15 protein-coding genes are annotated in these 12,989 nt (G+C 62.6%); all 15 read right to left on the minus strand.

Going from position 1 to position 12,989, the window contains the following annotated elements; all coding sequences use genetic code 11:
- Nucleotides 1–157: 157 nt before the first annotated feature.
- Entirely contained in the window at nucleotides 158–1,309 is a 1,152-nt protein-coding gene (bamB, locus tag B3P22_RS12530; protein WP_275545985.1) for an outer membrane protein assembly factor BamB, read from the minus strand.
- Nucleotides 1,302–1,940, minus strand: a complete 639-nt coding sequence (locus B3P22_RS12535) for a tetratricopeptide repeat protein (RefSeq protein WP_296271184.1) — start codon at nucleotides 1,938–1,940, stop codon at nucleotides 1,302–1,304. The genes bamB and B3P22_RS12535 overlap by 8 nt, the downstream gene beginning before the upstream one ends.
- Nucleotides 1,941–1,972: 32 nt before the next feature.
- A complete protein-coding gene (gene hisS / locus B3P22_RS12540) occupies nucleotides 1,973–3,259 on the minus strand; it encodes a histidine--tRNA ligase (RefSeq protein ID WP_296271185.1) in 1,287 nt (428 codons plus the stop codon).
- 20 nt (nucleotides 3,260–3,279) lie between these two features.
- Nucleotides 3,280–4,392 carry a flavodoxin-dependent (E)-4-hydroxy-3-methylbut-2-enyl-diphosphate synthase gene (gene ispG, locus B3P22_RS12545; RefSeq protein ID WP_296271186.1) on the minus strand — a complete coding sequence of 371 codons (1,113 nt, stop codon included), beginning with the start codon at nucleotides 4,390–4,392 and terminating at the stop codon, nucleotides 3,280–3,282.
- A 3-nt stretch (nucleotides 4,393–4,395) separates the two neighbouring features.
- The gene (locus B3P22_RS12550) at nucleotides 4,396–5,394 is read right to left on the minus strand and encodes a helix-turn-helix domain-containing protein (RefSeq protein ID WP_296271187.1); all 999 of its coding nucleotides are present in this window, start codon (nucleotides 5,392–5,394) and stop codon (nucleotides 4,396–4,398) included.
- Complete coding sequence (gene pilW / locus B3P22_RS12555) at nucleotides 5,391–6,152, minus strand: type IV pilus biogenesis/stability protein PilW (RefSeq protein ID WP_275545988.1); 762 nt, start codon at nucleotides 6,150–6,152, stop codon at nucleotides 5,391–5,393. The genes B3P22_RS12550 and pilW overlap by 4 nt, the downstream gene beginning before the upstream one ends.
- 13 nt (nucleotides 6,153–6,165) lie before the next feature.
- Nucleotides 6,166–7,314 (minus strand): 23S rRNA (adenine(2503)-C(2))-methyltransferase RlmN, encoded by a 1,149-nt coding sequence (gene rlmN, locus B3P22_RS12560; protein WP_197858458.1) that lies wholly within the window; start codon nucleotides 7,312–7,314, stop codon nucleotides 6,166–6,168.
- A gap of 27 nt (nucleotides 7,315–7,341) precedes the next feature.
- Nucleotides 7,342–7,773: a nucleoside-diphosphate kinase gene (gene ndk / locus B3P22_RS12565; RefSeq protein WP_003459696.1), complete on the minus strand. Its 432-nt coding sequence runs from the start codon at nucleotides 7,771–7,773 to the stop codon at nucleotides 7,342–7,344.
- Nucleotides 7,774–7,975: 202 nt separating this feature from the next.
- Complete coding sequence (gene iscX / locus B3P22_RS12570) at nucleotides 7,976–8,176, minus strand: Fe-S cluster assembly protein IscX (RefSeq protein ID WP_197858456.1); 201 nt, start codon at nucleotides 8,174–8,176, stop codon at nucleotides 7,976–7,978.
- A gap of 17 nt (nucleotides 8,177–8,193) precedes the next feature.
- The gene (gene fdx / locus B3P22_RS12575; protein ID WP_296271188.1) at nucleotides 8,194–8,535 is read right to left on the minus strand and encodes an ISC system 2Fe-2S type ferredoxin; all 342 of its coding nucleotides are present in this window, start codon (nucleotides 8,533–8,535) and stop codon (nucleotides 8,194–8,196) included.
- 3 nt (nucleotides 8,536–8,538) lie between these two features.
- Complete coding sequence (gene hscA, locus B3P22_RS12580; protein ID WP_296271189.1) at nucleotides 8,539–10,404, minus strand: Fe-S protein assembly chaperone HscA; 1,866 nt, start codon at nucleotides 10,402–10,404, stop codon at nucleotides 8,539–8,541.
- 45 nt (nucleotides 10,405–10,449) lie between these two features.
- The gene (gene hscB / locus B3P22_RS12585) at nucleotides 10,450–10,971 is read right to left on the minus strand and encodes a co-chaperone HscB (protein WP_197858451.1); all 522 of its coding nucleotides are present in this window, start codon (nucleotides 10,969–10,971) and stop codon (nucleotides 10,450–10,452) included.
- Nucleotides 10,972–10,979: 8 nt separating this feature from the next.
- Entirely contained in the window at nucleotides 10,980–11,303 is a 324-nt protein-coding gene (gene iscA / locus B3P22_RS12590; RefSeq protein WP_197858449.1) for an iron-sulfur cluster assembly protein IscA, read from the minus strand.
- 13 nt (nucleotides 11,304–11,316) lie between these two features.
- Nucleotides 11,317–11,703: a Fe-S cluster assembly scaffold IscU gene (gene iscU, locus B3P22_RS12595; RefSeq protein WP_017362576.1), complete on the minus strand. Its 387-nt coding sequence runs from the start codon at nucleotides 11,701–11,703 to the stop codon at nucleotides 11,317–11,319.
- Nucleotides 11,704–11,746: 43 nt separating this feature from the next.
- On the minus strand, nucleotides 11,747–12,961 hold the full coding sequence (locus B3P22_RS12600) for an IscS subfamily cysteine desulfurase (protein ID WP_197858447.1): 1,215 nt from the start codon (nucleotides 12,959–12,961) through the stop codon (nucleotides 11,747–11,749).
- Between the last annotated feature and the right edge of the window lie 28 nt (nucleotides 12,962–12,989).

Consider the following 12,989-nt stretch of genomic DNA (forward strand, 5'->3'; position numbering starts at 1 on the left):
AGGGCAGCATAGCCACAGAAGCCGTTCAGTATCTCGCGAGCTAGAGCGAGACAAGGCAAAAACAGGCGAGGAAGCGGAGTTTACAGCTGTAAATGAGCATTCCGAGCCTGTTTTTAACGCAGTATCGCCGACGCGCAGCAGATACTGGGCGGCTTCTTCACTTGATGGTCAGTGCCACCAGCTTGCCGCTGTTGCCATAGACATACAGCCAGTCACCCACCACCAGCGGCTGGGCACGCAGGCCATCGCTGTCGATGCGGGTACGGCCAACGAAGCGACCATCGACCTGGCTCAGCAGGTGCAGATAGCCCTCGAAGTCACCCACGGCGACATAGCTGGAGAACACCGCCGGGCCCGAGAGCTGGCGGCGCGCCATCGAATCATTGGTCCACAGGGCCGAGGCGCTGCGCTCGTCGATACCTTCGACGGTGCCACTGGCATGGCTGACGTAAACGTTGCCGAAGCCCTGAGCGACGCCTACCGAGCTGGAGGCCTCGCGCTGCCACAGCACGCGGCCGGACTCCAGGTCCATGGCCGCGACACGGCCCTGGTAGCTCACGGCGTAGACGGTGCCGCCGGACAGCAGCAGGCCGCCGTCGATATCCACCACGCGCTCCAGCTCGGAACGGCCTTGCGGAATGGCAATGCGCTGCTCCCAGACCGGCAGACCACGCTGGGCATCCACCGCGACCACCTTGCCGCTGGACAGGCCGGCGACCACCAGGCGGTTGGTCACCAGCGGCGCGCCGGTACCGCGCAGGGTCAGTACGGCCGGGGTGTTCTCGACGATCCAGCGCTGGCTGCCGGTGCTGGCATCGAAAGCGATCAGACGGTCGTCCTGGGTCTGCACCACGACGATGTCGCCATTGCTGGCCGGCGCCGCCAGTACTTCGCTGGTCACGCGCGAGCGCCATTGCTCTTCGCCGTCACTGGAGTCCAGGGCGATCACTTCGCCCTTGAGCGTACCCAGCAGCACCTGGCCGTAACCGACGCCAATGGCACCGGAAACCGGGATTTCGAGTTTCTTGCGCCAGATGACCTTGCCGCTGGTGCGGTCCATGGCCATGACCACGCCTTCAACGTCGGCAGCGTAGATCACGTCGCCTTCGATGGCTGGAACCAGCATGTTGAAGGTTTCACCCTGACCGTCGCCAATCGAGCGGCTCCACTCGGTACGCAGCTCGACTTCAGCGTCGAACTTGGTCAGTTCGGCGGGCGGCAGTTCCTTCTTGCTATTGCTGCTGCAACCCACGGCCAGAACGGCCAGAGCCAGCAGTGCGGCATTCTTCCAACGCATCACGTCACGCATCCCCTTTTGCCAGGTCGTCCAGCTTCATCTGCAGGCCACCGACGGCGGCGTCTTCGGCCAACGCATCCTTGGCCTTCTGATAGGCGGCGTGCGCGTCGTCGCTGCGACCCTGCTGTACCAGCAGGTCGCCCTTGAGCTCTTCGCGGCTGGCGAGGTAGGCATCCTCGACCTTACTGTCGAGCAGCTTCAGCGCATCATCGGTTTTGTCCTGGGCCGCCAGCACACGGGCCAGACGCTGACGTGCCAGCTCCTCGAGCGTGGCGTCGGCCGGCTTGTCGAGAACGCGCTGCAGCGCGGCCGCGGCATCGTCGAGGCGATCCGCTTCGACGGCGACCTTGGCGACGAACAGGCTGCCGTACTGGGCGTAGTGGCTACCGCCAAATTCGCTGTCGAGCTTGCCGGCCAGTTCGGCGACTTTCGCGGCGTCGGGCTTGCCGGCCGGGTCCAGCGCCGTTTCCAGCAATTGCTGATAGAGCACCGAGGCGCCTTGCGCCTGATTGTCCTGGTACTTCTGCCAGCCCTGCCAGCCGAATACAGCCACCAGCGCCAATACGCCACCGGCCAGCAAAGGCTTGCCGTTGCGATCCCACCAGTCCTTGATTTGCGCGATCTGTTCGTCTTCGGTCTGCATGTCTAACCCCGTACTCCTAATCGAGAGCCTGCTCAGGCCTGCTGGCAGGCAGCCAGATGCTCAGCCAGAGCATCCCAGGCAACACTTTGTTGTTCACTGTCGTCGCGCAGCGGCTTGCAACCTACCACGCGCCCCGCCAATTCGTCGTCCCCCAGAATCAGCGCATAACGTGCGCCGCTCTTGTCGGCTTTCTTGAACTGGCTCTTGAAACTGCCGCCACCGGTGTTGAGCAACAGGCGCAGCCCCGGTAGCTCGTCGCGCAGACCCTCGACCAGAGTCAATGCCGCCAGCTCTGCCGCTTCACCAAAGGCGCAGACGTAGACATCGGCGGCGCGATTAAGCTCGGCCGGCAACAGGTCCAGGGTTTCCAGCAGCAGAACCAGGCGCTCGATACCCATGGCGAAACCGACGCCCGGCGTAGCCTTGCCACCCAGCTGCGTCACCAGGCCATCGTAGCGGCCACCGGCGCACACCGTACCCTGGGCGCCAAGCTTGTCGGTGACCCACTCGAACACGGTGCGGTTGTAGTAATCCAGGCCACGCACCAGCTTGTGGTTGATCTGGTAGCGAATGCCGGCGGCATCCAGACGCGCTTTGACGCCCTCGAAGTGCAGGCGCGATTCCTCGTCGAGGTAGTCGCCCAAGGTCGGCGCACCGACCAGCAGCGCCTGAGTCGTCTCGTTCTTGCTATCGAGGATGCGCAGCGGGTTGGTGGTCAGCCGGCGCTGACTGTCTTCGTCGAGCTGATCGAAACGCTCCTGCAGGTAGGCCACCAGGGCGTCGCGATAAGCCGCGCGCGCCTCGCTGGAACCCAGGCTGTTGAGCTGCAGGGTCACCGCATCGGCCAGGCCGAGCTGCTTCCACAGACGCCAGGTGAGCACGATCAGCTCGGCATCGACGTCCGGCCCCGGCAGGTTGAAGGCTTCCACGCCGACTTGGTGGAACTGGCGATAGCGGCCCTTTTGCGGCTTTTCGTAGCGGAACATCGGGCCCGCGTACCAGAGTTTCTGCACCTGGCCGCCACCGGACAGACCATGCTCGAGCACGGCACGCACGCAGCCGGCGGTGCCTTCGGGGCGCAGGGTCAGGGATTCTTCGTTGCGGTCGAGGAAGGTGTACATCTCCTTGTCGACCACATCGGTGCCTTCGCCGATACCGCGAGCGAACAGCTCGGTGTACTCGACGATGGGCAGGCGGATTTCCTTGTAGCCATAGCCATCGAGCAGGCTGACCAGCGTACTTTCCAGGTAGCGCCAGGCAGGCGTCTGCTCCGGCAGGATGTCGTTCATGCCACGAATGGCTTGCAGGGACTTGCTCAATTGTCTTCCTTACGCACGGATCAGCTGCGCACGATCACGGCAGCATCGGCGGCAGCCTTTTCGGCCGCCTTGTCGCGGATGAGCTTCTCCAGCTCGTCCACCAGATTTTCGTTGGTCAGCTTCGAGGCCGGCTTGCCATCGATATAGACCAGGTTGTTCGGGCTACCGCCGGTAAGGCCGACATGCGCCTCTTTGGCTTCGCCGGGACCGTTGACCACGCAGCCGATCACCGCCACATCCAGCGGCACCAGCAGATCCTCGACGCGAGCTTCCAGCTCGTTCATGGTCTTGACCACATCGAAGTTCTGCCGCGAGCAGCTCGGGCAGGCGATGAAGTTGATGCCACGCGAGCGCAGGCGCAGGGACTTGAGGATGTCGAAACCGACCTTGATCTCCTCCACCGGATCGGCGGCCAGGGAGATGCGGATGGTATCGCCAATACCTTCGGCCAGCAGCATGCCCAGGCCGACTGCCGACTTGACCGTACCGGAGCGCAGGCCACCGGCCTCGGTGATCCCCAGGTGCAGCGGCTGCTCAATCTGCTTGGCCAGCAGGCGATAAGCCTCGACGGCCATGAATACGTCGGAAGCCTTTACGCTGACCTTGAAATCGGGGAAGTTCAGGCGATCCAGGTGCTCGACATGGCGCAGGGCGGACTCGACCAGCGCTTCTGGCGTCGGCTCGCCGTATTTCTTCTGCAGATCCTTCTCCAGTGAACCGGCGTTGACGCCGATGCGGATCGGGATGCCCTTGTCGCGCGCAGCCTCGACCACCGCCTTGACGCGGTCCTCACGGCCGATGTTGCCCGGATTGATACGCAGGCAGTCGACGCCCAGCTCAGCCACGCGCAGGGCGATCTGATAGTCGAAGTGAATATCGGCCACCAACGGCACACGCACCTGCTGCTTGATACGGCCAAAGGCCTCGGCGGCGTCCATGTCCGGCACGGAAACGCGCACGATATCGGCGCCGGCATCTTCCAGACGACGGATCTGCGCTACGGTGGCGGCCACATCGTTGGTGTCGGTATTGGTCATGCTCTGCACGGCAATCGGCGCATCGCCGCCGACCGGTACCGAGCCAACCCAGATCTTGCGCGACTGTCGGCGCTTGATCGGCGATTCGCAATGCATGCTTTACATCCCCAGTGTCAGGCGCGCGGTTTCGCCAGAGATATGCGGCGTGACGTCAACGCTTTCACCGTTGTAGGTCACCTGAGCGCCCCGGGCAAAGCCCAGGTGTAACTTCAGCGGCGCCTTGCCGGTCAGTTCGATGCGCTCGCCGCTACGCTTGAGGGCGCTAACCAGGACCTTGCCATCGGCATCGGTCACCTGCGTCCAGCAATCGGCGGTGAACTGCACATTGAGTGCGCCCTGCCCTGCCGGCACCGCTACAGGTGCAGCAGGCTCAGCGGCGGGAGCCGGCGCGGTGGCGGTCACTGCCGGCTGATTCTGTTCGGTAGCAAGCGGGGTCTCCGGCGCGGCTTCGGCAGCCTCACCCACAGTCGCCGCGGACTCGGCAGCAGGCTGTTCGGCGGCACCGCTGCCTTCCGGGGTTTCGCCCGGTTCGACCGGCAGCAACAGCGGGCTGCTCTGCTCATCGCCCTGAGCGGCAACGACAGCCTGATCTTCCGGCTCGGCGAGCGAGTGCACCTGTGTGGTGCCATCGGCCCCCTCTACTTCCACATGCTCAAGCCCCAGATCAGCCAGACTGGTCACCGAACGGCCCTGGTCCTGCCACCAGACAAAACCACCGCCTATCAATGCCAGCAGCAACAGAAAACTGACCAGACGCAGGATACTCTGCGAATAACGTACGGGCTCTTCGATACGGCCCAGTGCATGCACGCTGCTGCCGGTGGCGTCGGTGCCGGTGAACTGATCGAACTCCATCACCAGACGGTTCTGATCCATTTCGAGCAGCTTGGCGTAAGCACGAATGTAGCCACGGGCAAACGTGGTGCCCGGCAGCTTGTCGAAAGCACCGGCCTCGAGCTGGGTGAGACGCTGCGGAGTCAGATTGAGCTGAGCCGCTACTTCGGCGACGCTCCAGCCCTTGAGCTCACGGGCCTGCCGCAGGCTTTCGCCCGGATTGTTCGGCGTCGGCTGAGTCACTTCGCTATGCGCGGCTTTCATTTTTGCCCCGAAACAAATTGCTGATATTCCTGAGAAGCCGGATACAGGCGCCGTAATTGCAGCCCCAGGCTGGCTGCCCGGTCACGGTCCTCGAATATCTCGGCCAGTCGCGCGCCCAGGAGCAGGCTGCGAGCGCTTTGCGGCGCCATTTCGCTGTAGCTGTCGTAGTAGCGACGCGACGGCACGTACTCCTTGTCCTCGTAGGACAGCAGCGCCATTTCCAGCAACGCGCGCGGCTGGCGGCTGCTGAGGCGCAACGCACGCTGGAAATACTCTTTGGCCTGCTCACGCTGACCGAGTTGCAGAGCCGTCATACCAAGGTTCTCGAACACTCGGGAGCGCTCGGGATAGAGATTGTCCTCGGCGGCCTTGAGGTAGGTGCTCATGGCCTCCTGATAGCGCTTCTGCTCGAACAGGAAACCGCCGTAATTGTTCAGCAGACGGGCATCCGCTGGCCGCTGGGACAGCGCCTTGCGAAAATGCTCGTCGGCCAGTTTCGGCTCCATTTCCAATTGAAAGGCCATGGCCAGCGCGGCATGAGCATCGGCATTGGAGGAGTCAAGCTCCAGCGCGTTCTTCAACGGTACCTTGGCGAGCTGGGTATCGCCCTGCTGGATATAGGCGATGCCTAGCTGGACATAGGCATCACGTGCTTCGTCACGCCCTTTCGCCGTACGCATGGGGTCGACATCGCCGGTGGTCACACACCCACCGAGCAGGCTGGCAACGAGCAATAACAGCGCAGGGCGCAAGGTCATGGACATCCTCTCTTCAATTTCGATTGGCGGTGGCGCGAGGCTCTTGCGCCTCGCTGCCCAGCTGACGCACGGCGATATAACGCTCGCTGCGCCGAGTACGGTCCATGACCTGGCCAACCAGTTGGCCGCACGCGGCGTCGATATCGTCACCACGGGTGGTGCGTACCGTGACGTTATGCCCGGCCTTGTGCAACAGGTCCTGGAAGCGGCGAATGGCGTTATTGCTCGGCCGCTCGTACCCCGAGAAGGGGAAGGGATTAAACGGAATCAGGTTGATCTTGCAAGGTACATCGGCCAGAAGTGCGATCATCTGCTCAGCATGCTCGGGCTGATCGTTGACGCCCTTGAGCAGGGTGTACTCGATGGTCAGCACACGCTTCTCGCCCAGTTTGGAGATGTAGCGCTTGCAAGCCGCCAGCAGCATGTCCAGCGGATACTTCTTGTTGATCGGCACCAGCTGGTTGCGCAGCTCGTCGTTGGGCGCGTGCAGCGACAGGGCCAGCGACACGTCGATCACTTCGGCCAGCTTGTCGATCATCGGCACCACGCCGGAGGTGGACAAGGTCACCTTGCGCTTGGAAATGCCATAGCCGAGGTCGTCCATCATGATCTGCATGGCGGAGACGACGTTGTCGAAGTTCAGCAGCGGCTCGCCCATGCCCATCATCACCACATTGGTGATGGCGCGATCGATCTTCGCCGGCACGCTGCCGAAGGATTTGTTGGCGATCCACACCTGACCGATGATCTCGGCGCTGGTCAGGTCGCTGTTGAAGCCCTGCTTGCCAGTGGAGCAGAAGCTGCAATCCAGAGCACAGCCGGCCTGTGACGACACACACAGGGTGCCACGGCCGTTCTGCGGGATGTACACGGTTTCCACGCAGCTGCCAGACGCCACACGCACCACCCACTTGCGCGTGCCATCGGCGGAAATATTTTCGCTGACCACTTCAGGGCCGCGAATCTCGGCAGAGGCCTCGAGCTTCTCGCGCAAGGCCTTGCCGACATTGGTCATGGCGGCGAAATCATCGACGCCAAAGTGGTGAATCCACTTCATTACCTGGCCGGCACGGAAGCGCTTCTCGCCGATGGACTCGAAGAACTGTTCCATTTCCGGCTGGGTCAGGCCCAGCAGGTTGATCTTGCCGGTGGTATTGGTCATGGCTTCACCCTCGCATCATTCGCCGTATCAGCGAATGCGCGCGCACTGCTCGGTAGCGGAGAAGAAGTAAGCGATCTCGCGGGCAGCGGAAGCTTCGGAATCCGAACCGTGAACGGCGTTTTCGTCGATGGAAACGGCGAAATCAGCACGGATGGTGCCGGCAGCAGCTTCTTTCGGGTTGGTAGCGCCCATCAGTTCGCGGTTCTTGGCAACGGCGTTCTCGCCTTCCAGAACCTGAACGATGACCGGGCCGGAAGTCATGAAGGCGACCAGGTCCTTGAAGAAGCCGCGCTCGCTGTGCTCTGCGTAGAAGCCGGCAGCTTCGCGCTCGGACAGTTGCACCATTTTCGAAGCTACGACACGCAGGCCGGCCTTTTCGAAACGGGTGGTGATCTCGCCGATGACGTTCTTGGCGACGGCGTCAGGCTTGATGATGGAGAAAGTACGTTGAACGGCCATGTGAAGCTCCAGAAACTTTAGGGTTAAAGCGAAAAATTAAACCCGCGAATTATACGCGGGTTATGAGAGCGCAGCCACAGGCGGCAAGCCACAAGCTGCAAGTAAAAGCTACGCAGCGAAACCCGCGCTTGCGGCGCCGGGTCTGTAGCTCGGGCGTAATCCGGGACTGTCGCGCCGATACTCCGCCCCTCCGAGCCATGCCCTACTGGGCTTCTTCGATCCAGGCTGCCTGGATGGCTTCTAGCACCTTTTCCCCACCGCGTTGCGGATCGTCGGAGAACTCGGGCAACGCCAGCACCCAGCTGCGCAGATCGACGAAATTGACGTAGCGCGGATCGACATCCGGCTTCTGCTCGCTCAGCTCGATGGCGATATCCAGGACATCGACCCATTTCAGACTCATGACAGACGCCTCCCGGATTAATGCGGCGCTTCAGCAGCGTGGTTGAGCGAATACTTGGGAATCTCGACGGTGAGGTCGTTCTCGCCGACGATGGCCTGACAGGCCAGGCGCGACTGAGCTTCGAGCCCCCAGGCCTTGTCCAGGTAGTCCTCTTCCAGCTCGTCCGCCTCGTTCAGCGAGTCGAAGCCTTCGCGCACGATGCAGTGACAGGTGGTGCAGGCGCACACGCCACCGCAAGCGCTTTCCATCTCGATATGGTGCTCATGCGCCAGCTCGAGGATGGAAATGCCAGGCTCGGCCTCGACCACCAGGCCATCCGGGCAGAATCGCTCGTGAGGCAGAAAAATTACCTGCGGCATCAATTATTCCTCGATCTCGTTGAGATTGCGCCCGGCCAGCACGGCTTTAACCGTCGAATCCAGTCGCCTGGCGGCGAAGGCATCGGTGACCTGCGACAGGCGTTTGGTCTGTCGCTCGATCGCCAGACCATCGGTGCCGGCAAGCAGATCGCGAAGCTCCTGCACCTGCAGCTCGATGACTTCGCGCTCCTCGGCATCCAGCAGACGATCGCCATCGGCCTCCAGCGCCCCCTCGACCGCCTCGATCAGACGCTGGGCATCGACCTGCTGCTCACGCAGCACACGCGCCGCCTTGTCGTCTCCGGCGTTCTGGAAGGAGTCCTGCAACATGCGCGCGATCTCACCATCGGTCAGGCCGTAGGACGGCTTGACCTGAATGCTCGCCTCGACGCCGGAACTCAGCTCGCGCGCTGCGACGCTGAGCAGGCCGTCGGCATCGACCTGGAAGGCCACACGGATCTTCGCCGCTCCGGCGACCATCGGCGGGATACCGCGCAACTCGAAACGCGCCAGGGAACGGCAGTCGGCGATCAGTTCGCGCTCGCCCTGCAGCACGTGAATCATCATCGCCGTCTGGCCATCCTTGTAGGTGGTGAACTCCTGCGCACGCGCCACCGGAATGGTGGTATTGCGCGGAATCACCTTCTCCATCAGCCCGCCCATGGTTTCCAGGCCGAGCGACAAGGGAATCACGTCCAGCAGCAACAGCTCCTCGCCATCCTCACGCTGGTTGCCGGCCAGGGCGTCGGCCTGGATCGCCGCACCAATGGCCACCACCTGGTCAGGGTCGATATTGGTCAGCGGCGCACGACCGAACAGCTCACCCACCGCCCCGCGCACACGCGGCACACGGGTCGAACCACCGACCATGACCACCGCACTGACTTCTTCCAGCTCGATACCCGAATCGCGTACGGCGCGGCGGCAGGCCTTGAGGCTGCGCGCGACCATCGGCTCGATCAGCGCTTCGAATTGCTCGCGCGACAGCGAACCATGCCAGTCGCCATAGCTCAGCTCGACACTGTCGGCGTCCGTGAGCGCTTCCTTCGCCGCGCATGCAGCCTGCAGCAGGCGGCGCTGGGCGGCCGGGTCGAGGTCGTTGGAAATACCGGCCTGCTGGATGATCCAGTCGGCCACGGCATGATCGAAATCATCACCACCCAGGGCGCTGTCGCCACCGGTGGCCAACACCTCGAACACCCCGCCAGTCAGACGCAGAATGGAAATATCGAAGGTGCCGCCACCGAGATCGTAGATGGCGACCACGCCTTCGGCCTTCTGATCCAGGCCATAGGCGACCGCAGCAGCGGTCGGCTCGTTGAGCAGTCGCAGCACGGTCAGGCCGGCGAGACGTGCAGCGTCCTTGGTGGCCTGACGCTGGGCATCGTCGAAATAGGCCGGCACGGTGATCACCGCGCCCACCAGCTCACCGCCCAGGGTCTGCTCGGCGCGCAGGCGAAGGGTTTTGAGAATTTCAGCCGAAACCTCGACCGGGCTCTTCGCCCCCTGCACCGTCTCGATGAAGGGCATGTGCGATTCGCCGGCAGCGAAGCGATACGGCAACTGTTCGCCGAGCTGATGCACGTCGGCGATACCGCGCCCCATCAGGCGCTTGACCGACAACACGGTATTGAGTGGATCGCTGGCGGCCGCCAGCTTGGCCGACTCGCCCACCTCGATGCTTGCGGCGTGATAACGCACGGCAGAGGGCAGGATGACGCTGCCATCAGCATCAGCCAGAGGTTCGGCCAGACCACTGCGCACGGCAGCGACCAGCGAGTTGGTGGTGCCCAGGTCGATGCCCACTGCCAGCCGACGCTGGTGCGGTTGTGGGCTCTGCCCTGGCTCGGCGATCTGCAATAAGGCCATGGTCTTCTTGAAATCATCAGGCAGGCTGCCGAAGCAACCTACAGGTTAATCGTCGAGGCGCTCTTCTAACTGGCGCACTTCATGAGAGAGCTTGTCGAGGAATTGCATACGGCGCATCAGGCGCTCGGCCTCTTCACGGCGCGCCTCGTCGTCCCAGCACGCAGCAAAGCCCTCGTTGAGCTGCTCCTGCGCGGCTTTCAGGCGGCCTTTGAAGGCAGCGACGCCGGCCAGATCTGCATCGTCCTGCAGCTCTTCCAGCTCTTCACGCAACTGCATCTGCTGCAGAAGGAAATCCGGATCCTGCACCGTCACTTCCAGCGGCAACTCGGGGCCACGCATGGCCAACAGATAGCGCGCACGCTGCGACGGTGTTTTCAGGACCTGATAAGCCTCGTTGAGACAGGCCGAGCGCTCCAGCGCCAGGCGCTGCTCACGCTCGCCGGCATCGGCGAATCGATCCGGATGAACCTGGCGCGCCAGCTCTCGGTAACGTGCCGCCAACTGCTGCAGATCGAGGCGAAAACTCGGTTGCAGGTCGAACAGGGCGAAATGGCAAGGATTACCCATTCAGGGCCTCAAATGTTGAAGCTTTCGCCGCAACCGCATTCGCCGCGCACGTTGGGGTTGTTGAACTTGAAGCCCTCGTTGAGGCCTTCCTTGACGAAGTCCAATTCGGTGCCGTCGAGATAGACCAGGCTCTTGGGATCGATGATCACCTTGACGCCGTGGCTCTCGAACACCTGGTCCTCGGCCGCCAGCTCATCGACGAACTCGAGCACGTAGGCCAGGCCGGAGCATCCGGTAGTACGCACACCGAGGCGAATGCCCTCGCCCTTGCCGCGCCCTTCGAGAGAGCGTTGCACATGGCGGGCAGCTGCTTCAGACATGGTGATGGCCATTGCAAACCTCGTATCAGAGCAAACCTTTCTTCTGCTTGTAATCGCGCACAGCAGCCTTGATGGCGTCTTCGGCGAGTACGGAGCAGTGAATTTTCACCGGCGGCAGCGCCAGTTCTTCGGCGAGCTGGGTGTTCTTGATGCTTTCGGCTTCATCCAGGGTCTTGCCCTTCATCCACTCGGTGGCGAGCGAGCTGGAAGCGATGGCCGAACCGCAGCCGTAGGTCTTGAACTTGGCGTCTTCGATCACGCCGCTTTCGCTGACCTTGATCTGCAGGCGCATCACGTCGCCGCAGGCCGGCGCACCGACCATGCCGGTACCTACATCGGGATCTTCGGCGTTCAGCTTGCCGACGTTGCGGGGGTTTTCGTAGTGGTCGATGACCTTGTCACTGTAAGCCATGTTGTATTTCCTCTCTCATCAGGTGCCGCTCTTCAGGCAGCTATCAGTGTGCTGCCCATTCCACGGAGGAAAGGTCGACACCTTCTTTGAACATATCCCACAGGGGCGACAACTCGCGCAGCTTGTCCACCGCTTCGCGGACCTTGGCAGCGGCGTAGTCGACTTCTTCTTCGGTGGTGAAGCGACCGAAGGTGAAGCGAATCGAGCTATGCGCCAGCTCATCGTTGCGGCCCAGGGCGCGCAGCACGTAAGACGGCTCCAGGGAAGCCGAGGTGCAGGCCGAACCGGACGATACGGCGAGGTCCTTGAGCGCCATGATCAGCGACTCGCCCTCGACGTAGTTGAAGCTGAGGTTGAGATTGTGCGGCACGCGGGCAGTCAGGCTGCCGTTGACGTACAACTCTTCCATGTCTTCGAGCTGGCGATAGAAACGGTCACGCAGGGCAGTGATACGCTGGTTTTCCGCCGCCATCTCTTCCTTGGCGATGCGGAAGGCTTCACCCATGCCGACGCACTGGTGAGTGGCCAGCGTGCCCGAACGCATGCCGCGCTCGTGACCGCCACCGTGAGTCTGCGCCTCCAGACGTACGCGCGGCTTGCGACGCACGTACAGGGCGCCAACGCCTTTGGGGCCATAAGTCTTGTGCGCGGAGAAGGACATCAGGTCGACCTTCATCTTCTCCAGGTCGACTTCCACCTTGCCGGTGGACTGCGCCGCATCGACGTGCAGCAGCACGCCACGGGAGCGGGTCAACTCGCCGATGGCGGCGATGTCATTGACGGTGCCGATTTCGTTGTTGACGTGCATGAGCGACACCAGCGTGGTGTCGTCACGCAGCACGGCTTCGACCATGGCCGGCGTGATCAGGCCATCTTCGCCCGGCTCCAGATAGGTCACTTCGAAACCTTCGCGCTCGAGCTGACGCGTGGTGTCCAGCACCGCCTTGTGCTCGATCTTCGAGGTAATGATGTGCTTGCCCTTGCTGGCGTAGAAATGCGCCACGCCCTTGATGGCGAGGTTGTCGGACTCGGTGGCACCGCTGGTCCAGACGATTTCGCGCGGGTCGGCATTGACCAGTTCGGCGACCTGACGGCGGGCGTTCTCCACCGCCTCTTCGGCCTTCCAGCCAAATACGTGGGAGCGCGAAGCCGGGTTGCCGAAGTTACCGTCGACCAGCAGGCACTCGCTCATCTTCTGCGCGACACGCGGATCGACCGGCGTTGTGGCGGAGTAATCGAGGTAAATAGGCAATTTCATTGGGTTTCTCCTATCAGGCAAACGCCCT

This window comes from Pseudomonas sp. UBA6323 (genome assembly GCF_002439135.1).
Taxonomy (GTDB): Bacteria; Pseudomonadota; Gammaproteobacteria; order Pseudomonadales; family Pseudomonadaceae; genus Aquipseudomonas.